At 67.3% G+C, this 19,511-nt stretch carries 25 protein-coding genes and 1 tRNA gene; 12 read left to right on the forward strand and 14 right to left on the reverse strand.

Going from position 1 to position 19,511, the window contains the following annotated elements:
• Positions 1-3: 3 nt before the first annotated feature.
• The gene (locus tag ABY42_RS08055) at positions 4-924 is read right to left on the reverse strand and encodes a PLP-dependent cysteine synthase family protein (protein WP_050459141.1); all 921 of its coding nucleotides are present in this window, start codon (positions 922-924) and stop codon (positions 4-6) included.
• A gap of 159 nt (positions 925-1,083) precedes the next feature.
• Between ABY42_RS08055 and ABY42_RS08060 the strand changes: the two genes are divergently transcribed.
• Together ABY42_RS08060 and ABY42_RS08065 are read left to right on the forward strand one after the other, a co-directional pair.
• Positions 1,084-1,464: a thioredoxin family protein gene (locus ABY42_RS08060; protein WP_050459142.1), complete on the forward strand. Its 381-nt coding sequence runs from the start codon at positions 1,084-1,086 to the stop codon at positions 1,462-1,464.
• A gap of 106 nt (positions 1,465-1,570) precedes the next feature.
• Positions 1,571-2,341, forward strand: coding sequence for a hypothetical protein (locus tag ABY42_RS08065; protein WP_050459143.1), 771 nt, complete (start codon positions 1,571-1,573; stop codon positions 2,339-2,341).
• Positions 2,342-2,355: 14 nt separating this feature from the next.
• Here the strand turns inward: ABY42_RS08065 and ABY42_RS08070 are convergent, their stop codons facing one another.
• Positions 2,356-4,485, reverse strand: coding sequence for a thioredoxin domain-containing protein (locus ABY42_RS08070; protein WP_050459144.1), 2,130 nt, complete (start codon positions 4,483-4,485; stop codon positions 2,356-2,358).
• A gap of 177 nt (positions 4,486-4,662) precedes the next feature.
• On the opposite strand from ABY42_RS08070, the gene purD reads away from it, so the two are divergent.
• A complete protein-coding gene (gene purD / locus ABY42_RS08075) occupies positions 4,663-5,949 on the forward strand; it encodes a phosphoribosylamine--glycine ligase (protein WP_004976657.1) in 1,287 nt (428 codons plus the stop codon).
• Between the two features lie 89 nt (positions 5,950-6,038).
• A complete protein-coding gene (locus ABY42_RS08080; protein ID WP_004976655.1) occupies positions 6,039-6,581 on the forward strand; it encodes an acyltransferase in 543 nt (180 codons plus the stop codon).
• Positions 6,582-6,617: 36 nt separating this feature from the next.
• On the opposite strand, the gene ABY42_RS08085 is transcribed toward ABY42_RS08080, so the two are convergent.
• The 5 genes from ABY42_RS08085 to ABY42_RS08105 form a co-directional block, all read right to left on the reverse strand.
• Positions 6,618-7,649, reverse strand: coding sequence for a sensor histidine kinase (locus tag ABY42_RS08085; protein ID WP_050459145.1), 1,032 nt, complete (start codon positions 7,647-7,649; stop codon positions 6,618-6,620).
• A 119-nt stretch (positions 7,650-7,768) separates the two neighbouring features.
• Positions 7,769-8,386 carry a hypothetical protein gene (locus ABY42_RS08090; RefSeq protein WP_050459146.1) on the reverse strand — a complete coding sequence of 206 codons (618 nt, stop codon included), beginning with the start codon at positions 8,384-8,386 and terminating at the stop codon, positions 7,769-7,771.
• A gap of 202 nt (positions 8,387-8,588) precedes the next feature.
• Positions 8,589-9,467 (reverse strand): mechanosensitive ion channel family protein, encoded by an 879-nt coding sequence (locus tag ABY42_RS08095; RefSeq protein ID WP_050459147.1) that lies wholly within the window; start codon positions 9,465-9,467, stop codon positions 8,589-8,591.
• A 1-nt stretch (position 9,468) separates the two neighbouring features.
• A complete protein-coding gene (gene dacZ / locus ABY42_RS08100; protein ID WP_004976646.1) occupies positions 9,469-10,278 on the reverse strand; it encodes a diadenylate cyclase in 810 nt (269 codons plus the stop codon).
• A 116-nt stretch (positions 10,279-10,394) separates the two neighbouring features.
• Positions 10,395-10,757 carry a group I truncated hemoglobin gene (locus ABY42_RS08105; protein WP_004976644.1) on the reverse strand — a complete coding sequence of 121 codons (363 nt, stop codon included), beginning with the start codon at positions 10,755-10,757 and terminating at the stop codon, positions 10,395-10,397.
• 171 nt (positions 10,758-10,928) lie between these two features.
• Between ABY42_RS08105 and ABY42_RS08110 the strand changes: the two genes are divergently transcribed.
• On the forward strand, positions 10,929-11,384 hold the full coding sequence (locus ABY42_RS08110) for a hypothetical protein (RefSeq protein WP_082220647.1): 456 nt from the start codon (positions 10,929-10,931) through the stop codon (positions 11,382-11,384).
• 280 nt (positions 11,385-11,664) lie between these two features.
• On the opposite strand, the gene ABY42_RS08115 is transcribed toward ABY42_RS08110, so the two are convergent.
• A tRNA-Leu gene (locus ABY42_RS08115) sits at positions 11,665-11,747 on the reverse strand.
• Positions 11,748-11,853: 106 nt separating this feature from the next.
• Here ABY42_RS08115 and ABY42_RS08120 point away from each other — a divergent pair.
• Positions 11,854-12,162, forward strand: a complete 309-nt coding sequence (locus ABY42_RS08120; RefSeq protein ID WP_004976640.1) for a cyclin family protein — start codon at positions 11,854-11,856, stop codon at positions 12,160-12,162.
• 4 nt (positions 12,163-12,166) lie between these two features.
• Here the strand turns inward: ABY42_RS08120 and ABY42_RS08125 are convergent, their stop codons facing one another.
• From ABY42_RS08125 to ABY42_RS08150, 6 genes are all read right to left on the reverse strand, one after another.
• Positions 12,167-12,373 (reverse strand): hypothetical protein, encoded by a 207-nt coding sequence (locus ABY42_RS08125; RefSeq protein WP_004976638.1) that lies wholly within the window; start codon positions 12,371-12,373, stop codon positions 12,167-12,169.
• 29 nt (positions 12,374-12,402) lie between these two features.
• Positions 12,403-12,903 carry a phosphopantetheine adenylyltransferase gene (locus tag ABY42_RS08130; protein ID WP_050459148.1) on the reverse strand — a complete coding sequence of 167 codons (501 nt, stop codon included), beginning with the start codon at positions 12,901-12,903 and terminating at the stop codon, positions 12,403-12,405.
• A gap of 122 nt (positions 12,904-13,025) precedes the next feature.
• Positions 13,026-13,490, reverse strand: a complete 465-nt coding sequence (locus tag ABY42_RS08135) for a winged helix-turn-helix domain-containing protein (RefSeq protein ID WP_004976627.1) — start codon at positions 13,488-13,490, stop codon at positions 13,026-13,028.
• A 67-nt stretch (positions 13,491-13,557) separates the two neighbouring features.
• Positions 13,558-14,634: a glutamate--cysteine ligase gene (locus ABY42_RS08140; RefSeq protein WP_050459149.1), complete on the reverse strand. Its 1,077-nt coding sequence runs from the start codon at positions 14,632-14,634 to the stop codon at positions 13,558-13,560.
• Positions 14,635-14,791: 157 nt separating this feature from the next.
• A complete protein-coding gene (locus tag ABY42_RS08145) occupies positions 14,792-15,460 on the reverse strand; it encodes a fibrillarin-like rRNA/tRNA 2'-O-methyltransferase (protein ID WP_050459150.1) in 669 nt (222 codons plus the stop codon).
• Positions 15,457-16,299 (reverse strand): NOP5/NOP56 family protein, encoded by an 843-nt coding sequence (locus ABY42_RS08150; RefSeq protein WP_004976622.1) that lies wholly within the window; start codon positions 16,297-16,299, stop codon positions 15,457-15,459. The genes ABY42_RS08145 and ABY42_RS08150 overlap by 4 nt, the downstream gene beginning before the upstream one ends.
• A gap of 112 nt (positions 16,300-16,411) precedes the next feature.
• On the opposite strand from ABY42_RS08150, the gene ABY42_RS20135 reads away from it, so the two are divergent.
• The 6 genes from ABY42_RS20135 to corA all read left to right on the forward strand — a co-directional run bounded on the left by ABY42_RS20135 (position 16,412) and on the right by corA (position 19,302).
• On the forward strand, positions 16,412-16,546 hold the full coding sequence (locus ABY42_RS20135; protein ID WP_115804898.1) for a rubrerythrin-like domain-containing protein: 135 nt from the start codon (positions 16,412-16,414) through the stop codon (positions 16,544-16,546).
• Complete coding sequence (locus tag ABY42_RS08155; protein ID WP_050459151.1) at positions 16,543-16,965, forward strand: hypothetical protein; 423 nt, start codon at positions 16,543-16,545, stop codon at positions 16,963-16,965. The genes ABY42_RS20135 and ABY42_RS08155 overlap by 4 nt, the downstream gene beginning before the upstream one ends.
• Positions 16,966-17,003: 38 nt before the next feature.
• Entirely contained in the window at positions 17,004-17,375 is a 372-nt protein-coding gene (locus ABY42_RS08160) for a hypothetical protein (protein ID WP_004976619.1), read from the forward strand.
• A 117-nt stretch (positions 17,376-17,492) separates the two neighbouring features.
• A complete protein-coding gene (locus ABY42_RS08165; protein WP_004976617.1) occupies positions 17,493-18,119 on the forward strand; it encodes a DUF6517 family protein in 627 nt (208 codons plus the stop codon).
• A 47-nt stretch (positions 18,120-18,166) separates the two neighbouring features.
• Positions 18,167-18,322, forward strand: a complete 156-nt coding sequence (locus tag ABY42_RS19790) for a hypothetical protein (RefSeq protein ID WP_004976613.1) — start codon at positions 18,167-18,169, stop codon at positions 18,320-18,322.
• A complete protein-coding gene (gene corA, locus ABY42_RS08170) occupies positions 18,319-19,302 on the forward strand; it encodes a magnesium/cobalt transporter CorA (protein WP_050459152.1) in 984 nt (327 codons plus the stop codon). The genes ABY42_RS19790 and corA overlap by 4 nt, the downstream gene beginning before the upstream one ends.
• The last annotated feature ends 209 nt before the right edge of the window (positions 19,303-19,511 follow it).

The following is a 19,511-nucleotide window of genomic DNA, read 5'->3' on the forward strand; positions in this document are numbered from 1 at the left end:
CCGCTATTCCTCGGCGTCGAACATCCCGGTGGACATGTAGCGCTCGCCGGAGTCCCAGAAGACCGTCACGACGAGCGGTCGGTCTTCCTCGTCCGCGTCGGGGTCGGCGAGTCGCTCGGCGACGCGCTTGGCCGCGAGGAGCGACGCGCCCGACGATTGCCCGACGAGGATGCCTTCCTCGCGGGCGAGGCGACGACACTCGGCCTCGGCGTCCGCAAGTTCGACGATTTCCACGTCGTCGATGAGGTCGGTGTCGAGGTTGGGGCTGACGAAGCCCGGCCCCATCCCCTGGAAGTCGTTGTTGCCGACCTCGTGGCCCGAGAGGACGGCGCTCTCGGCGGGTTCGACGCCGACGACGCGCATCGAGGGGAACTCCTCGACGAGGCGGCGGCCGTTGCCCGAAATCGTGCCGCCGGTGCCGATACCGGCGACGAGGGCGTCGATACGACGGTCGCCCACCTGTTCGAGAATCTCCTCGGCGGTCGTCTGGTAGTGCGCCTCCGGGTTCGCGGGGTTCTCGAACTGCCGGAGTTGGTACATGCCCTCGGCTTCGAGTTCGTCGGCGCGCTCTTTCGCGGCGGAGATGTCGCCCTCGACGAGTTCGATGGTCGCCCCGTAGGCGCGCATGATTTCGCGGCGCTCGGGCGACATCGAGTCCGGCATGACGATAGTCAGGTCGTAGCCCTTCGCCGCCGCGACGACGGCGAGTCCGATACCGGTGTTCCCGGACGTGGGTTCGACGAGGTGGTCGCCCGGCGAGATGTCGCCCGCCTCCTCGGCCGCCTCGACCATCGCCAGCGCGGGGCGGTCCTTCGCCGACCCGCCCGGGTTCTTCGACTCTATCTTCGCCGCGATTGTCGACCCCTCGGGGGAGTCGACGCGGACCAGCGGCGACCCGATAGCGTCGAGGATACTGTCGTCCATCGACCCTCCGTTGACGGTGCGACACTAAACGACTGGCGGAGGCGGACGATACGGCCACCGTCTCGGGGCGGACGGCGAGAGTGCGGGCGGCGACGAGCGCGGACGGCGAGCCCCGCCGCGAGCGTACCCGTTAAATCCGCGCGGCCGGTACGCCCTCCCATGGCCGAAGCCGAGACGCTCGAAACGATGCAACCGAACCCCGCGTGGGACGCGGCGTCCTACCCCGACGTGGTCGACGCCCTCGCGGCCGAAGACTACACGTTCAAGGTCTGGGGCGGCGACTGGTGCGGCGACTGCCGCGGACAGCTTCCCGACTTCGCGGCGGCCCTCGACGCCGCCGGCGTCCCCGCCGAGCGAATCGACCACTACCCCGTCGAGAAGGCCGACGACGGCTCGAAGGTCGGCCCGCTCGTCGAGGCGTACGACATCGAACTCATCCCGACGGTCGTCGTCGAACTCGACGGCGAAGAGGTCGCCCGCTTCGTGGAGGAAGAAGACGTTCCGATTGCGGTCTACCTCGCAGAGCGGCTCTCGAACTGAGCGTCGGTTCGAATTTTCTGTTCTCTTGACCCGCCGAAACCGTGATACGACACCCGTGGGTACGGCGATGCGATGCGACGAGCGCAGCTGTCGCGGGAGTCAGTCGATGTCTGAGAAGCGCAGCGGAGACCGCGGTGAGCGCCCGGACAACGGGGACGACCCGCGGCACTATCTCCTCGACAGCGACGACTACCGCCGCGACCTCGTTCCGGTGTTCTCCGAAGCCGTCCCCGTCGCAAGCGCGGTTCGGGTGGAACTCGACGAGAGCTGTCTCGACGGAGCGTACGGAGAAGACGACATCGAGCGATGTGTCGAGGCGCTCACAACCGTCGAAGCACTCGACCCCGAGCGCCCGGACGACGGGACCCGCGTCTTCTCTCTCGACCGCGACGGCGAGGACGCGCTGTTCGCGCTTCTCGACGCCGCGACGACGATGGTCGGGGAGAACTTCGTGTTTCGTCTCACGCTCCTCGACGAGCGTGGCGACGACCTGCTCACGACGATTCCCCACGAGTCGATGCTCTGGGGTGAGTCGCCGCCCCTCCCCGAGAGAGTTGTGGCGTCGATTCAAGACCTGCTCGCGGACCGGGTCGGGATGTTTGTGGCCTCGACGGTCCACGAGCGCTGGGAGGCCGACGACCACGCCTACCGCTTCGACACCACGGCTATCGTGCAATCGACGCTGGACCGGAAGACGAGTCTGACGTACTGTTCCGCGCTCTCGGCGCGGGGTCTCGACGTCGTCGACGGAACGACGCTCGTCTTCGACACGCCGACGGGTGAGAAAGTCGTCCCGTGCGTGGCCCGCGAGCGCGCCGAACGAGTCGCAAACACGGTGCGGTCGTTGCGGTGGCGGTACGACGGGACGCGGCTCTGAGTCGGCGGACCTGCTTAGTTGTCGTTGCCCGCGCCTGCGGGTTCACCCGCAGTAAACCACGCCAGCGCCTCGTCGAGGTCGTGGGTCGGCGCGGAGCAGGTGAAGTTCTCGCAGGCGTAGACGGTCGGTTCGCCGTCGGCCGCCTCGCGGCCGGCCCAGATTGGCGGGGCCTCGTCCAGTCCGAGCTCGTCAAGCCACGCGTCGAGTTCCTCGTCGGTGCCGGGGCGACGGGAGACGACGAGGCCGGGGAGGTACCGCGAGGCGAGCGTCTCGCGCCACTCGTCGGGGACCTCGTCGGCCGCGATGGTGAGTTCGGGGACGCCGCTGGCGGCCTTCTCGGCGGCGAGCGCGAGCGAGACGTGTTCGAGCGGGCTGCCGCGGACGCGGTTGGCGAACGACCCGAGGACCGCGTCCGCGACGTCGCCGAAGTCGGCGTCCGGCGCGAACTGTTCGAGGTCCAAGAACAGCGACGTGGCGACGCCGAGGCTCGACGGCGTGGACTGGTCGGTCGGCTCCTGCGGCCGGGTGACGAGCGACTCGCCGCTCTCGGGGGTGAAGTAGAGCGTGCCCGCGTCGGCGTCGTAGAACTCGCGGCGGGTCGCCCGCGCGAGGTCGAGCGCGAACGAGAGCGGGGCGAGGTCGCCGGTCGCCTGATAGAGGTCGAACGCGCCGCGCGCGAGGAAGGCGTAGTCTTCGAGGTAGCCGTCGCCTTTCACCTCGCCGTTCATCACGCGCCGCGAGAGCGTCTCGGTCTCGTCGTCCCAGAGGCGCTCGTGCACGAAGTCGAGGGCCCGGCGGGCGTCGGAAGCGAGCGAGTCGTCTTCGAGGACGACAGACCCCTGCGCGAACGCCGAAATCATCAGGCCGTTCCAGCCGGCGAGCACCTTCTCGTCGCGGGCGGGGCGCTCGCGCCCCTCGCGGGCGGCGAACAGGGCTTTCCGGGCCTTTTCGAGGCGGTCTTCCACCTCGGATTCGTCGAGCTCGTACTCCTCCGCGAGTTCGGCGGTCGTCGCCGAGACGTTCAGGACGGTCGTCTTGCGCTCGAAGTTGCCGCCGGGCGTGACGCCGTAGCGGTCGCAAAAGAGGTCGGCGTCGAGTTCGGGAAGGAGGTCGCGCACGTCGTCGGGCGTCCAGACGTAGAAGGTGCCCTCCTCGCCGCCGGACTGGGCGTCGAGGGTGGCGAAGAAGCCGCCGTCGTCGTGGGTGAGTTCCCGTCGGACGAACTCGAACGTCTCGGCGGCGACGGTCGCATAGGACTCGTTGCCGGTGAGTCGGGCGGCGTCGAGGTACCGCGAGGCGAGGCCGGCCTGGTCGTACAGCATCTTCTCGAAGTGCGGGACGGTCCACTCGCGGTCGACGCAGTAGCGGTGGAAGCCGCCGCCGAGGTGGTCGCGGAGGCCGCCGTTGGCCATCGCGTCGAGACTTTGCCGCGCCACGTCGAGCGCCTCGCGGCGACCGGAGACCGCGTAGCCGCGGAGCAGAGCGTCGATGCGACCGGGTTGGGGGAACTTCGGCCCGTCGCCGCCGAAGCCGCCGTGGTCGCGGTCCGCACCGCGGAGAGCCGCCTGCACAGTGCTGTCGAGGACGTCCGAACCGGGGGCTTCGCCGGGTACGTCGGGCGTCTCCTCCAGTCGGTCGGTGATGGCGCTCGTCCACTGCTCGGCGCGGTTTTCTATCTCGTCGCGGTCGGTCCGCCACGACTCGGCGAAGCTCTCGACGAGGTCGCGGAATCCGGGCGCGCCGCGGCGGGGTTCCGGCGGGAAGTAGGTGCCGACGAAGAAGGGCTTGCCCTCGGGCGTGAGCCAGACGGAGAGCGGCCAGCCGCCGCCGCCGGTGACGAGCTGACAGATGGTCTGGTAGATGCGGTCGAGGTCGGGGCGCTCCTCGCGGTCGACTTTCACGGGGACGAAGTGCTCGTTGAGCACCTCGGCGATGTCTGGGTCCGAGAAGCTCTCGTCGGCCATGACGTGACACCAGTGGCACGCCGAGTAGCCGACCGAGAGGAAGATGGGCTTGTCCGCCTCGCGGGCGGCGTCGAGCGCCGTCTCGTCCCACGGTTGCCAGTTGACCGGGTTGTCGGCGTGCTGGCGGAGGTACGGGCTCTGCTCCTCGTCGAGTCGGTTGCGTCCCACCGGGTCGGACATGCGTCGCAGTCGGCGCTCCGGGAACTAAAGCGGCGTGGAGACGGCCGACGCGGCCGACTCGGGGAGCGGGTCGGACGGCGAGTCCCGTTCGTTCGCGACCGTGCATAACCACAATCGTGCCCATTTCGTCGCCGATAAAGAGCAATCTTTACACTCCCGTGCGCAGGGTATGCGACCATGAGCGAGACCGTCCTTCTCGTCGGCGGCGGCGGCCGCGAGCACGCGATTGCCCGCGCGCTGGCCCCCGACTGCGACCTGTACGCCTGCGCCAGCAACCGAAACCCCGGCATCGCCGCCCTCGCCGAGGACTTCGAGACGATTTCGGAGACCGCCGCCGAGGACATCGTCGCCTACGCCGAGTCGGTCGGCGCGACGCTCGCGGTCGTCGGCCCCGAGTCCGGCCTCGCGGCGGGCGTCTCCGACGCCCTCGACGACGCCGGCGTCTACACCTTCGGCCCGCAGGCGGCCGAGGCGCGCATCGAGACGGACAAGGCGTTCCAGCGGCAGTTCATGCGCGACGAGGAGATTCCGGGCAACCCCGACTTCGCCACCTTCGACGACATGGAGGCCGCCTGCGACTACATCGACGACTACGACGGCGACCTCGCGGTCAAGCCCGCGGGCCTCACCGGCGGCAAGGGCGTGAAGGTCATCGGCGACCAGGTGACGCCCGAGGAGGCGAAGGCGTACCTCCGCGACTCGGACTACGAGCGCGTGGTCCTCGAAGAGCGCCTCGTCGGCGAGGAGTTCACGATTCAGGCGTTCGTCGCCAACGGCGAGTTCCGCGTCAGCCCCGCCGTGCAGGACCACAAGCGCGCCTACGAGGGCGACGAGGGACCGAACACCGGCGGCATGGGAAGCTACACCGACGTGACGCCCTCCCTGCCGTTCATGGCCGACGGCGACTACGAGGCCGCGGTCGAGGTCATCGAGGCCGTCGTGGAGGCGCTCCCCGACTACAAGGGCATCCTCTACGGCCAGTTCATGCTCACGACCGAGGGCCCGAAGGTCATCGAGTTCAACGCCCGCTTCGGCGACCCCGAGGCGATGAACACCCTGCCGGTCCTCGAAACGCCCTTCATCGACGTGCTCACGGCCGCCCGCGAGGGCGAGTCGCTGCCCGAACTCGACTTCGCCGAAGCCGCCACGGTCTGTAAGTACGCCGTCCCCGAGGGCTACCCGACGGACCCCGAAGCCGGCGCGGAAATCACGGTCGAGGTGGACGAGGACGCCGGCGCGCTGCTGTTCTACGCGAGCGTCGACGACCGCGAGGACGGCCTCTACACGACGACCTCCCGTTCGTTCGCCGTGGTCGGCGTCGCCGACAGCATCGCCGAGGCGGAGGAACTCGCGGAGGACGCGCTCGCCGACGCCGGCGAGGGCTTCCACATCCGCCACGACATCGGCACGGCGGCGCTCGTCCAGCGTCGCATCGACCACATGGCCGAACTCCGCGGCGAGTAAGCGGCAACCGACCACCGAGACCGATTTTCTGATTCTCTCGTCGCCGCCGCGGCGAGGGCGCTTTTACCCTCGCGGCCCAATCGACGGACGTGACCGACGACGATGCCGCACCGGCGGACGGCGACGCCCGCCGACACGACCGAATCCAGCACCACCCGACGCCCGGCCCGCGGAACTCGCTGCAGTACTGGACCGACGCCAAGCCCGTCTGGCGCGTGATGCTCAACTACGTGTTCGTCCTCGTCGCCCGCATCGCGCCGTCGCTCCGGGTCAGAAACTGGGCGCTCCGGCGCATCGGCGTCACCGTCGGGGCGGGCGTCTCGTGGGGCCTCGAAGCGACCCCCGACGTGTTCTGGCCGGAACTCGTCACCATCGAAGACGACGCCATCATCGGCTACGACTCGGTCATCCTCTGTCACGAGTTCCTGCAGGACGAGTACCGGACCGGCGAGGTCGTCGTCGGCGAGCGGGCCATGATAGGCGCGAAAGCGACCGTCCTGCCGGGCGTCCGCATCGGCGAGGGCGCGCAGGTCGCGGCGAACTCGCTCGTCACGCGCGACGTGCCCGCGGGTGAGACGGTCGCCGGGGTTCCCGCGAGACCGATGTCCGGGGACGAGACTGGCGGAGAGTAATCGGTCGTCGTCGCGACCCGCGGGCTGCGGTCTGCGTCAGTCGTCGACCGTGGACTGTTCCTGGAGACGGACGCAGAAGACCGCGCCATCGCCGTCTTCCCGGTCTTCGACCCAGATGGTGCCGTTGTACGACGAGATGACGTTGTCGGCGAAAAAGAGGCTGATACCCGTGCCGTGGTGCAGTTGGTCGTACTCCTCGCGGCCGAAGATGAGGTCGCGGTGCTCCTCGGGGACGCCCGGGCCGTTGTCGGCGACGCGGACGATGACGAAGCCGCCGTCGCGGTCGGCCGAGACCTCGACCCGCGGGGTCTCCTTGTCGTTGTGCATGACCGCGTTTTCCAGCAGACACTCGATTGCCTCGCCGAGGAGGTCGTCGCCGACGACCTCGACCTCGGGGAACGACCCGAACTCGAACTCGGCGTCCGGGAACTCTATCATGGCGTCGACGATTTTGTTGTTCAACACCACGTCGAGACGGACCGGGTGGTTGGACACGTCGTGGGAGCGTTCGAGATGCTCGCGGAGGTCGCGGGCGCGCTCGGACTTGTGGACGATTTCGAGGACCTTCTCCTGGACGAGGTCGAGTTCCTCCAGCGCCTGCTCGTCGTCGATTCGGCTGGCCACCTGCTGGGTGTAACCGTAGACGACGTTGAGTTCGTTCCGCAGGTCGTGCCGGAGGAGGCGGTTGAGCACCTCCGAGGCGTTCTCGTAGCGGCGCTGTTTGGTCGTGTCGACGAAGAAGGCGAGAAACCCCTCAACGTCGCCGTCGACGACCATCGGGCTGGCGAACCCCTGCCCGTAGACGACCTGCTGGTCCTTCCGCCGCGCCATGAACTCCCCGGACCACGTCTCGCCGGCGATCATCTGCTCGACGATTTCGTAGTATACCTCCTCGTCGGCGGCGATGAGTCCGACCGACTCGCCGACGATGTCGTCGTAGTCGTAGCCGAGGAACTCCAATCCGGCGTCGTTAATGTCACGAAAAGCGAAATTCGTATCCGCAATCAACATGGGGATATCCGCACTTCGGAAAGCCTCGCGATACAGTTCCGGGTCGGTATCCTCCATGTTCGGTCTGCAGAGATAATTCTACCACCAATACTTATTTTCGGCGGTCGTTTCACCACCGAAAATGTATCATCTATATATCACAAACGGCGTTCGTTTATGCCTGGTTTATGACCCCTTTATGACTCGTCTCTGAGGTCGAACAGCCGTTGGTAATAGTGTGCGACGATGTCGATTGCGGAAGAAACATCGCGCTCGGGGCTCTCTCGGACCCACTCGTCGTGACGGGTGACGCCGACGACGAAATACTGTGCGAGGTTATCGATGGTTTTTCCGTCTGCCGAGGGGGCCATCCGTGCGACTTTGATGCGGTGGGCCCGCCGAGCGACGGTCTCCCAGCCGTCGACTTCCTGTCCGTGGAGTCGCCAAAAGCGGGTGTGGAGCGTCGCGTATTCCGGATTTATGTCGAGTTCGTCACAGACGGTGCCGAGGAGTTCTCGAACGTCCCGCCACCGCGGGTCGTCGTTTATCGTGTCCGACTCGGAGTCGTCGGGAACGGACGAGACGAACGCTCCGGGCGGGACGTCGTGTTCGAAGCAGGCGTCGAAGGCGTCTCGGTTTTCGATTTCGTCCTGGAGGAAGAGCGCGCGCATGAACAGTTCGCCGGCGTGCTCGGCGCGCTCGGCGGGAACGTCGGGAAACTCGGCGACGAACGCCTCGGACATATGATGTACCGCACGCTCCGCGGCGGTCATCGCGGCGTCGAAGTCGCAGCTGAGAAGATGTGTCTCCCGCATATCCTGAAAGTGAAACCCTCGGAGTAGCGTCTCTGCAACCTCAAGCGCTCGGGTTGAGGGGGCAGTAACGTCGAGGGTGGGGAGGTTCTCCGTCATCGTCTTCAGGGGGAGCCGATATGAGACAATCTTCGGACCACTTCTAAACTGTTATGGTAACGGTATGACAAAATTTCCGGAAACATCAGTCGTCGGTATTGTTTACCTATCGAACACGACCCACGCCCTTGTCGAGGACGCGGGCGTTCGGGATGACGAACTCGGTGTCCTCGGATTCGACGTGGGTGACGAACATATCGAGTTCCTGAACGACGCCGCTGACCTCGCCGACGACGATCTCGTCGCCGATGCTGTACGGTTGGGTGAAAAGGAGGTACGTCCCCGCCGCGCCCGAGCGGAGCAGGTCGCGGAACGCGACGGCGCTGAGCACGATGAGCCCCAGCATGTACGACGCGAGGAGGACGATGAGTGCGAGCGTGGCGACGCCGACCTGCGAGAGCGCGACCAGCGTGGCGAGAAAGAAGACGGTGTATTTGGCGAGCGACGGGAGGACGTTCACCTGCGGGAGTTTGACCGCGCGGAACCGCTCGGCGACGAGGAGTTCGACCTTGTCGCCGACGACGACGCCGATGATGAGGACCAAGATGGCGATGAACAGTTGCGGCAGGATGGCGATGACGAGCCCCCAGAAGCGGTCGGCGTAGTTGACCCCGGCGAACGAGAGGGCGGCGAAGACGCTGATGCCGAGGACGAAATACCGCGTCAGCCACGACAGGATTTCGACCGTCGATGTCTCGAAGTCGCGGGCGGTCCGCTCGAAGGCGGTCCCCTCGATGGCCTCCGGGACGCCGACGCTGACGAGGAGTCGCCGGACGAGCGTCCCCGCGACGTACGCGAGCACCAACCCGAGAAGCAGGATGGCGAGCACGCCGAGAAACCGGAGTCCGACTATCCGGACGATGTCGTCGACGGCGCCGCCGACTGTCTGGAGCGGGACGACGGAGGCGGAGGCGGATGCGGCTGTGGACGCTGGCGCGGGACCGACCGACGAGTGGACGAGGGACGCCGAAACGGGCCCCGGCATCTCAGTACGCCTCCGGGTCGATTTCGAGAATCATCTTGCCGCCTTTGAACGCCCGGACGAGTCCGTCGGACTCCGAGAGGACGATGGCGGTGGCGTTGGTGTCGCGGGTGATGGCGCCGCCGGCCATGTGGCGCGCGCCCAGCCCCTTCGGGATGTCGACGCCCTCCGCGGAGGGTTCGAGGTAGCGGTACGCCGAGACGATTTTCCCCGAGTCGGAGATGACGAACGCGCCGTCGAGCCGCGAGAACTCCTTGAGCATCACGTTGACGATGGGGTCGCCGACGTAGACGTGGGACTTCTCGAAGGGATTGTACGAAAGCGGCCGCGACTTGTTCATCACCTTCCCCGCGTCGCCGACGATGAACAGCGCGCCGACGGGTTCGCCCTTCTGCCCCTTCTTGCCCAGTTCGATGGCCACCTCGAACACGTCGCGGATGACGCCGGGGTCCGCCCGGGAGTTCGCAAAGAGGTCGTAGATGCCCGACCGCATGTTCTCGTCGACGCGAACCCGGACGAGCGAGTCGAGGTCGCCGCCGAAGACCCCGACGTTGCAGGCGATGGTATCTCCCGCCTCGACGATACTCTGTTCCATCGCGCCCTCGACGCCGAACCGGATGCGGTCCTTGACGTTCTGGAACTGGAGGGGTAGTTCCACGAACGTCTCGGCTTCGACCGTGTTCTCCGGCGCGATGACCACCGTCGGAACGTCCGTCTCAGCGAACTGCTCGTAGTGGGAGTGACTCGGCGTGAACAGAAACAGCCCATCGACGTCCGCCACGAGGTCGCCCAATAACTCGGATAACGCCGCCATTGGTGGAGAGACACACCGGGTGAGAAAAAGGGTTGTGTCGCGTCTGACGCGTGGCGTGCGCGATTCGGCCGGTCGAAACCGGCGACTGATTCTCCCCGAAGGGGGCCGAACGGAGCTTACTGCCCCAGAATCGGGGCTCTGAGCGCGGCGACTTCGTCGAGAATCGCATCGGCGTCTTCCGGGGCGACGCCGTTTTCGTCGAGCGCCGCCGCGAGGTGTTCGGCGATGGCGTCGAAGTCCTCACCGGAGAGGTCGAGGTGGTCGTGGGCCGCCCGCATGTCGGCCCCGTCGTACTCGACGGGACCGCCCGCGACGGCGCTGATGAACTTGACCTGATGGGCGCGCTGTTCGACCATGTCGATGTCGTCGAAGTAGTGGGCGACCGAGTCGTCGGCGAGGACGCGGTCGTAGAAGTCCGAGACGACTGCTTCGACGGCCTCGCGGCCGCCGATGCGAGCGTAGAGTGACTGCGCAGACATCCGTCGGGGAGTTGGACGGCTCGATGGTAAGATTTCCTCCGAACGTATTCGGGGTGTTTAAGCGTGGAGTGCGGGGCACGACGGGGGTGAGAGGTCGTTCTGTTTGAACCCCCCGCAGTTGGGGGCCCACAAGAGGTTTGACAGCCTGTTGTGACGTTGGTGATTAGAGAGATGCGTAATTCGGTCCCTGTCGTTCTGACGGCTCTTCTGATTATTCTCGCGGGGTGCTCGGGAATCGGAGCCCGCGACACGACGACAGCCGAAACGACCCCTCCGTCCGCGGCGACCACACAGTCTCCGGCTGAGTCGACCTCGGCACGCGAGCGGACGGGAGCGCTCACCGACCGGACACCCGAGACCCGACTGTCGCTCTATCCAGAAACCGGGTTCACAGGGCGCGTCGCTGTCGCAGTAGGCGGTGAAGAGGTCTTCAACGAGACGTTCTCCGACTACGGTGGTGACGACGGGTTCGACCTGACCGACCAGTTCGCGCCGGCCCGCCAGACGGTCTCCGTCGCGGTGAACGGAACGGTACAGTGGGAACGGCCGGTCGGTACCACGGAGTCATTCGAACTCACCGTCCTCGAAAACGGGAGCATCGAGGTCCGCGAGCACACGATTCGATGACGAACGCTTGGGGCCTGTAGTGTCACTTTCTACCCACCGGGTGCGGCCGCGGCCGCGACACGTTGCTCGCCGTCGATAGAAGGCGCGCGGGACAGGGTTCGAACCGGGCCGAGACTCGCGGTGCTCGTCTCGTAGGGTTCGAACCTGTCTGCTCCCTCGCTTAGCTCGTTTGGTCAGTGCGCGGGACAGGGTTCGAACCGCGGTCGCAACGCGTCGCGTTGCTCCCTGATTCGAACCCTTCTGTCGCGCAGACACGTCTCTCACGGTGTTCGAGACGGTATGCGCGGGACAGGGTTCGAACCTGCGAAGGTCTACACCACAGCGTCCTAAGCGCTGCGCCTTTGGCCACTTGGCTACCCGCGCGCAATCGGGCGACGCTCGCCCTTCGGCCTGACATTTCCCGCAACGGTATATAAACGTCACGAGGGCTCGCCGCGGGGATTATGCTCCCGCGGCCGCAACGACGACCATGTACAGCGCCCGAGACCAGCGAGACAATCAGGAGTGGCTGGCCCGCATCGACGCCGCCGCCGACGGCCTCGAACTCGGTAGCGAGGCCCGCTCGTACGCCTCGGACATGTTTCTCACGCAGTTGCCCGACGAGGACCGCTCGAAGAAGGCCGTCGCCGCCGCCAGCCTCTACGCCGGCGCGCTCATCGCCGGCGAGGAGCGCTCGCAGACCGCCGTCGCCGAGGCGATGGACGTGTCGCGGCTCAGCATCCAACAGCGCTGGAAGGACCTCCTGCGGGAGGCCGGCTTCCGACCCCCGAGTTGGTAGCCGGTCACTCCGAGGAGCGCGTCGGTGCCATCCGCCGGGTCAAGACCGCGTAGGTCACCGCGACGGCGAGAACGCCGGCGACGAGGCCCGCCGGGATACCGACGAAAAGCGAGAAGAAAATCCACCGAGCGGCCAGCTCGGTGACGGCGATACCGACGAGGACCGCGGCGACGACGCCGACGGCGAAGCTGGCGAAAAGCGGGTGTCGCATGGGCGGCGATACGACCGTGAGCGTGAAAACTATTCGTCGCTCGGGGGCGTCCGGCCGCGACCCTCGCGGTCGGGCGTGAGGTTGCCGTGGCGGTCTATCTCCCCGGAGACGATTCGGGTCGAGGAGATTCGCTCGCCGTCTTCTGCGGGAACGTGCTCGACGACCTCGATACGGAGGGGTTTGAGGCCTTTCTCCTCTCGAATCTCGTTGACGCGCTCGCCGCCGCCCCGCGTCTCGGGCGAGACGATGAGGACGTCGAAGCCCTCCTCGGTCGCGATGCCGGTCGGTTTGTCGAGTTCGCGGACCTCGAACTCGCGGTCGTACTCTCCGGCGAGCGGTCGGAGTTCGGCTTCGAGGTCGGCCTTGCGGTCGTCGAAGGGCCGGACGTAGCGGTCGACGTGTCGCGTCTTCGGCGCGAGTTCGTCGCTCGTGAGTCCGACCGTGACATCACCCAATTCGAACGCTCGCTCGAACAGCGCGAGGTGTCCATCGTGGACAGGGTCGAACGTCCCGCCCAGCGCGACGTGCATACTCTCGCGGTGGATGCGGCGCGACTTAAGCGGGTCGGGTTAGCCTAACGGACCAGCACCCGCGGCGAGCGAAGGGCTCCCGAAATCGGGCGAGGCACCGCAGCAGCCGGCAGACCGCGGAGCTACTCCTCGCGGACCGTAATCGTGACCGGTTCGGTCTCGTCGGTGCGGTCGGTTCCGAGGTGCCGGTCGAGGTTGAACACGGCGTTCAACTGCTCTTGCACCTGTCCGGAGACGCCCTTCACGAGGTCGCTCGGCGCGATTGCGACGTACTCGTAGGGGTTGTTGCCCGCGCCGGAACTCTTCCGCTTGCGGCGCTCGACCGTCTCGTCGTCGGTGAGTTCGGCCAGCGCCTCCCGAACCGTACTGGGGTAGAGGCCGGTCCCCTCGGCGACTTCCTCGCTCGTCGAGTGGGGGTGCTGTCGGAGGTAGACGTAGATTCGCGCGCGGGTCTCCGTGTCGAGAATCCACGCGAGCAGGTCCACCAACCCGTCGTCGAACTCGGAGACGGCGCAGTCGGCCGCGCCGCCCGAGTGTTCTTCGTCCGTCGACTCCGCGCTCCCCTCTGTGCTCTGGTCCGCAGACATTTGTGCTACGGCAAAGGTCAAAACTGGGGCGCTAAAAAATGTTTCCTGTCGGTCGTCGGCGTGCGACTCAGTCCAGCGTCAAGTGTTCGCACAGGGCGTCGAGCCCGGACTCCTCGTGAATCCGTCGCTGGACGGCGGTGCCGGATTCGGCGTCGAGAAGCGACCGGAGGCCGTCGACGCCGAGACGGTCGGACTCGCTTTCGACGAACGATTCGAGGCTCACGACGCCCTCGGAATCCGGGGCGACGAAGTCGGTGTCTCGCCCGTAGCGGGTCGCGCGCCACTTGTTCTCGTCGAGGAGTTCCCGGCGGACCGTCGTTCCCGACTCGCCGGACTCGTAGCGGTCGGCGAGGTCCAAGACGAGCGCGTGGACGTACTCGACGAAGTCGGCGACGCGCTCGGGGTCGGTCTGGGCGTCGGGGGTTCGGATTTCGACCGTCCCGTGGCCCGTGTGTGGGCGCACGTCGTACCAGAGTTCCCCTCGGTCGTCTATCGAGCCGTACTCGACCATCCGGCGCTCGAAGCGCTGGAAGTCCTCGAAGTCGTCGAAGGCGGTCGGCATGCCGGTGTTCGGGAGGTTCTCGAACACCTTGGCGCGGGCGGAGGCGAGACCGGTGTCGAAGCCGTTCCAGAACGGGGAGTTCGCGGAGAGCGCGAGCAGGGGCGCGAGATACCAGCGGAGTTCGTTGGCGACCCAGACGGCCTTGTCGGCGTCGTCGACGCCGACGTGGACGTGCAGGCCGGCGGTCGTGTTCCGGTGTTGCGGGTACTGGATTCGGTCGAGTTGCGCCTGATACCGGGGCTTCGTCGCGTGGTCGAGTTCGCGCCACTTGGCGGCGGGGTGGAGCCCGGCCGCGGCGATGCGGTAGCCGTGGTTCGCGGCGTGGTCGACGAGCGCCTCGCGGACCGTCTCGACGGCCGCGCCGGCCTCGTCGGGGGCCTCGATGAGCGGCGTCTGCGTCTCGATAGTGAACTTGAACAGCTCGTGGTCGAGCCGTCCGGCGAGCGGTTCCGGAGGCTCCGGTCCGTAGACTAAGTCGTCGATGCCCGAGGTGGGGCGGCCGTCGGCATCGACGATGTAGAATTCCTCTTCGACGCCGAGCGTCCCCATTCGGTCGAAGGCGTCCGCCGACCCTAGTTCCATCGCAACGGCGTAAGTTGCGCCGAATTAAAAACACCGTGGGAGCCGGCGAACGCGTCGCACGACCGCGGGCAAGCGAATCGGACGATAGTGACGGTCGAAAATCAGGTCTCTCGGAACGGTCGTCAGACGGAGCGATGACGGTGACGCCGCCGCCCGTCTACTTCGGGCGGGCGACGATGCCGAGGTGGTCGGCGTGGAAGCGGTCGAGACGGGCTGTGTCGAGGATTTCGTACGCGGATTCCAGTTCGGCGACCACGTCGTCGAACACGTCGTCCGGCTCGGCGGTCACGTCCTCGCTCCGCGCCTTGACGGCCATCAGGAGCCGACCGTCGTCCGCGAGGAACTGTCGGTTGCGGACGGCGACGGTCGCCTGCCCGCGGGTCGCCACGTCCATGACGAGGCAATCGATGCCGGATTCGACCACGTGCGCGTATGATTCGGGGTCGCGCGCGTCCTTCAGGAGCGGGAAGAGATTGGTGCGGTCCTCGGCGACGCCGACGAGGTCGCGGACGGGTCGCGGCGCGAACTCCACGGCGTAGGTCGGCCCGGCGAAGTCGGCGACGTGCGAGACGGTCGTTCCCGAGGCGGCCCCGAGATAGAGGACCGACTCGTCGCCGACGAGACCCGTGTCCATCCCGAGTTCGAGCATCGCGCCGAGCTTCGAGCGCCCGGCGTCCCACGCGCGCCAGCCCTCGGCGTCCACGGGTTCGCCGTAGACCTGCGCGCCCCGGGTCGAGAGGCGCTCGCGGCCGCCGAACGTCCGGCGCTCGACGCCTTCGGGGAGGTCGGCCTCGGCCCCGGTGTCGGCGGCGGAATCGTCGCTCATTCGTCGGCCTCCTCGTCGGCGCGGGCGCGAATCGTCGCCATCCGGTCGGCGAGTTCGTCGTGTAGGTCCGGCCGGTAGTCGCCCGAGTAGTGGTCGATGCGCGCGGCGATAGAGAGCTTCCCGGCGAGCGCGCGGGCGGCCGACCCGCGGTCCTGCGGGCGCGTCCCGCGGACGTACTCGTGAGTGAAGATGACGCCGTGTTTGGGCGACGTGGCGCGACCCTTCAGGTGCGCGAAGAGGGCGTCTTCGGCCCCGAGCACCTGGACCGTTCCGCTCGGTTTCTTGGCGAGGCTTTCGAGGCCGCCCGCAAGCGCGATGAGCCGCGCCGCGAGGACGGGTCCGGCCATCTCGGCGAGGTTCGGCGCGGTCGTGGGCGCGCGCTCCTCGATGAACGCCCGGAGGTCGTCGCGCTCGTCGAGCAGGTCCACCGCGCGGGTGGCGTAGGAGACGACGCGCTCTTCGGCGGCGGTCTTCGGGTCGCGGGCGGCGATGTCGCGGACGCCGTCGAGGCCGCGCGGGACGTCCTCGTAGAGCGTACCGGCCCACTCGACGACCCGCTCGGCGAGTTCGTTCGCGGTCCGTTCGGCGTCGTCCATCGCGCGCACGGCGTGGGCGAGTTGCACGTCGTCGGCGCGCTCGCGCTCCGCGACGGCCTCGCTGGCGGCGGCGAGCGTCGCCGAGCGAAGCTTGGCGTAGTAGTCGGTGTCGTCGGCGGCGAACCCGGCGTCGACGGCCTCGGCCGGCCAATCGGCGGGGGCGGAGGCGCGGCCCGTTCGGACTCGCGTCGCCCCGGATTCGGGGTCGTCGGGGTCCGCGCCGGCGAACCATGCGTCTGTCATACTGGCGGATTGCGCCCCGTTCGGGTAAAAGGACACGGACCCGCGGGCGCGGTTCGGCGCTCGCGGCACACTGTGGTAAGTTTTAACACACCATGTCTCGTACGAATGCTCGATGGAACGCGCTTCGTACGTCTGTCGTGAGTGTCAAACGACCGTGAGCGCCGCGTCGTACCGTTCGACCTGCCCCGAGTGCAGCGGTGAGCTTCGGCCCACGTCGGTGACGAGCCGCCGACGCGCCGGAGATTGAACGACGCGCGCGGGTCGTCCGACCCGAGCGCCGTCCGCTCGCTCGCAGTCACGACCGACGACCTCGTGACCGCCCTCGAGGCGAACCGCCGGGGCGACGACCCAGTCGTCCTCCGCGTCACCCCGCCGTTCTACGGGCGGATGCGGGCGCGAATTCACCGCACCGGCGGCGAGGCCTCGGACTACGCCGACCCCGAGCCGATACACCTCGACCCGCGGGTCTTCGTCGCCGACGACGCCCCCGCGTACCCCGAACCCGACGAGACGCGCCCCGAGCCGTACGAGGTCGAAACGCACCACGAGCGCCACACCGAGGCGGTCCGAGCGTGGCGCTCCGCCGTCCGCGACCACCTCCGCGAGGCCGTCGCGCTCCCGACGGACGACGGTCCCCACGAGGTCGACGTCAAGTACCTCGGCTGAGCGAACCACTTTTTCCCCGCGGGGCACACCGTAGCGACATGAGCACCGACGAGTACCGCCGCGGGACGGCGGTCGAGCGCGAGCGTCAGCAGAAACAGCGCCCGGCGCGCGGCCGCTACCGCGGGGTGTTGCCGGTCATCTACGCCATCGGGTTCGTCATGTTCACCGGCGTCTCGCTGTACATCGGGCCGGAGCCGGCGTTCGCAGTCTACCTCGTCACCCACGTCTTCTACGCGGGCCTCATCCGCGCGGACATCAAGTCGCTCCGCGGGCAGGGCATCGGCTGGGGCGCGTCGCGGCACCTCTGGTTCGGCGCGGCGTTCGCGCTCCCGTTCGTCGCGCCCGCCTACTACCTCTACAGCGGCCGCGTGATTCGCCGCGAAAACGAGTCGCGGAACCTCGACGACTGAGGCGAAAACTCGCGGACCGCTCGGAGAGGTCGCGTCGAGGGTGCGGCGGCCCGGCCACCGAACTTATGCCCGGCGAGGGGAAATGGCGGGGCAATGACTTCCAGACGCGTAGTCGCGGTGCTCGCGCTCGCCGCGCTCGTGCTCACGAGCGGCTGTATCGGCTTTCTGACGGGCGAGGAGACGCTGACGTTCGAATCCGAACCGGCCACGACGGACGCGACCGTCGCCGAGAACGCCGGCTACGAGACGAACGGGACCGAGACGTTCGCAGTGAACCGCACGCTCTCGTTCGGCGGACAGGAGCGTAAAATCGCCGCCAGCAACCACATCACGACGTACGAAAAGACGCTGGACCTCGGCTTCTTCGGCGAGGCCAAACTCGGCTCGTTCAGCGTCATCTCGACGCCCGCGGTCGAGGTCGCCGGCCAGCCCCGGAACCCCATCGGCGACTACTCGAACGACGACCTCATCCGCCTCGTGGACAACCGGTATCAGGGCCTCAGCGACGTCCAGCAGGTCAGTTCGCGGAACGTCCAGATGCTCGGGCAGACGACTAACGTCACGAAGTACAGCGCCACCGCGCGGTTCGGCGGCCAGGAAGTCGACGTGTACGTCCACGTGACGAAAGTCCAGCACAACGAGGACTTCGTCATCGCAATCGGGCTGTACCCCCAACAGCTCGACGGCGAGGAGGAGAACGTCCTCGAACTGATTCGGTCGGTCGAACACCCGTCTGAAGCGTAAGCCGCCTCGGGCGAGCCTTTTTCTCGTCGCCGCGGGTCGGTGGTTTCATGACTCGCGTACGGACCGCAGGTATCGCGGTGACGGCGCTCGGCGTCGTCGGCTACGGCGTCGGGTCGCTCGTTGCCTACCCGGGCCGGGCGTTCTCGGTGACGGCCGTCATGGTCGGCATCACGCTCTGGGCCATCGGGGGTGACGTGCGGTGATTTCGGCGCTCGTCTACGGCGACGACGGCGTGTCGGCCTACGAGGAGACCGCGTTGGACGCGGCGCGCGACGCCGACGGGACCACGTGGGTTCGCGCGACCGCCGCGGAGGAGTTCGAGCGCGTCGCCGAGGCGTTCGGCGTCCACCCGCTTTCGGTCGAGGACGTTCGGAACGACGCCCGCCCGAAGGCCGAGGAGTACGACGACTACACGTTCGTCGTCGTCCGGGTGGCGACGCTCCGCGCCGGCGAACAGGTGTTCGAAGAGGAGGTCCAGACCAGACCCGTGGGGCTCTGCTTCGGCGACGACTGGCTCGTGACGCTGACGCGCCGGGAGTTAGAGCCGATAAACTACGTGTGGAACGCCATCGAGCGGGAGGAACCGCGGATGCTCCGGTTCGGACCGGACTTCGTGGCCTACCGCGTCATCGACCGCATCGTCGACGAGTACTTCGGCCTGTTGGACGAGGTCGGCGAGGAGATAGAACTCATCGAGGACAGCATCTTCGAGGGACCCGACCCGGAGGTGCTCGAAGGGCTGAACGCGGTCCGACGCGACCTGCTGTCGTTCCGAAAGACCGTGTGGCCGACGCGGGAGGCCGTCGGCGTGCTCTCCCGCGGCGACCCCGACTACGTCCGCGAGTCGACGGAGAAGTACTACCGCGACGTGTACGACCACCTCGTCGAGTTGGTCGACCTCACGGAGACGTACCGCGACCTCGCGCGCGGCGCGCGGGACATCTACCTCAACACGCTCTCGCAGTCGACGAACGAGGTGATGAAGACGCTCACCGTCGTCGCGACCATCATCCTCCCGCTCACGCTCGTCGTCGGCATCTACGGGATGAACTTCGACCCCGGCGCGTCGGCGTTCAACATGCCCGAACTCGGCTGGGCCTACGGCTATCCGGCGACGATGCTCGGCATGGCGCTCGTCTCGGTCGTCCTGCTCGTCTACTTCCGACGGGAGAGCTGGCTCTGAGCGACGAAAGAGATATACTACCCGATTGCTCACGTCTGGCGCTCGGTTCGCGTCGGCGAGGTGACGACAGAGCGGCTACATCGTGCGATTGACCCGCATGACTTCGGCGAAAGGTTTATATTCTTTTCGGACTTACTGATGGTAAGGCCAGTCCAAGCCGGATTATTCTTTCGTCTTCTGTGGTCTTCCCGGCCGAGACGTATCCGCGC

It is taken from the genome of Haloferax gibbonsii, from assembly GCF_001190965.1.
GTDB lineage: Archaea > Halobacteriota > Halobacteria > Halobacteriales > Haloferacaceae > Haloferax > Haloferax gibbonsii.

Coding starts and splice junctions, on each gene's coding strand:
- ABY42_RS08055 (WP_050459141.1), bottom strand. CDS start 924: ATGGACGACAGTATCCTCGACGCTATCGGGTCGCCGCTGGTCCGCGTC.
- ABY42_RS08065 (WP_050459143.1), top strand. CDS start 1,571: ATGTCTGAGAAGCGCAGCGGAGACCGCGGTGAGCGCCCGGACAACGGG.
- dacZ (WP_004976646.1), bottom strand. CDS start 10,278: ATGGCGGCGTTATCCGAGTTATTGGGCGACCTCGTGGCGGACGTCGAT.
- purD (WP_004976657.1), top strand. CDS start 4,663: ATGAGCGAGACCGTCCTTCTCGTCGGCGGCGGCGGCCGCGAGCACGCG.
- ABY42_RS08130 (WP_050459148.1), bottom strand. CDS start 12,903: ATGCACGTCGCGCTGGGCGGGACGTTCGACCCTGTCCACGATGGACAC.
- ABY42_RS08090 (WP_050459146.1), bottom strand. CDS start 8,386: ATGCGGGAGACACATCTTCTCAGCTGCGACTTCGACGCCGCGATGACC.
- ABY42_RS08135 (WP_004976627.1), bottom strand. CDS start 13,490: ATGTCTGCGGACCAGAGCACAGAGGGGAGCGCGGAGTCGACGGACGAA.
- ABY42_RS08060 (WP_050459142.1), top strand. CDS start 1,084: ATGGCCGAAGCCGAGACGCTCGAAACGATGCAACCGAACCCCGCGTGG.
- ABY42_RS20135 (WP_115804898.1), top strand. CDS start 16,412: ATGGAACGCGCTTCGTACGTCTGTCGTGAGTGTCAAACGACCGTGAGC.
- ABY42_RS19790 (WP_004976613.1), top strand. CDS start 18,167: ATGACTCGCGTACGGACCGCAGGTATCGCGGTGACGGCGCTCGGCGTC.
- ABY42_RS08105 (WP_004976644.1), bottom strand. CDS start 10,757: ATGTCTGCGCAGTCACTCTACGCTCGCATCGGCGGCCGCGAGGCCGTC.
- ABY42_RS08145 (WP_050459150.1), bottom strand. CDS start 15,460: ATGAGCGACGATTCCGCCGCCGACACCGGGGCCGAGGCCGACCTCCCC.
- ABY42_RS08085 (WP_050459145.1), bottom strand. CDS start 7,649: ATGGAGGATACCGACCCGGAACTGTATCGCGAGGCTTTCCGAAGTGCG.
- ABY42_RS08125 (WP_004976638.1), bottom strand. CDS start 12,373: ATGCGACACCCGCTTTTCGCCAGCTTCGCCGTCGGCGTCGTCGCCGCG.
- ABY42_RS08110 (WP_082220647.1), top strand. CDS start 10,929: ATGCGTAATTCGGTCCCTGTCGTTCTGACGGCTCTTCTGATTATTCTC.
- ABY42_RS08150 (WP_004976622.1), bottom strand. CDS start 16,299: ATGACAGACGCATGGTTCGCCGGCGCGGACCCCGACGACCCCGAATCC.
- ABY42_RS08160 (WP_004976619.1), top strand. CDS start 17,004: ATGAGCACCGACGAGTACCGCCGCGGGACGGCGGTCGAGCGCGAGCGT.
- ABY42_RS08070 (WP_050459144.1), bottom strand. CDS start 4,485: ATGTCCGACCCGGTGGGACGCAACCGACTCGACGAGGAGCAGAGCCCG.
- ABY42_RS08120 (WP_004976640.1), top strand. CDS start 11,854: ATGTACAGCGCCCGAGACCAGCGAGACAATCAGGAGTGGCTGGCCCGC.
- ABY42_RS08095 (WP_050459147.1), bottom strand. CDS start 9,467: ATGCCGGGGCCCGTTTCGGCGTCCCTCGTCCACTCGTCGGTCGGTCCC.
- ABY42_RS08140 (WP_050459149.1), bottom strand. CDS start 14,634: ATGGAACTAGGGTCGGCGGACGCCTTCGACCGAATGGGGACGCTCGGC.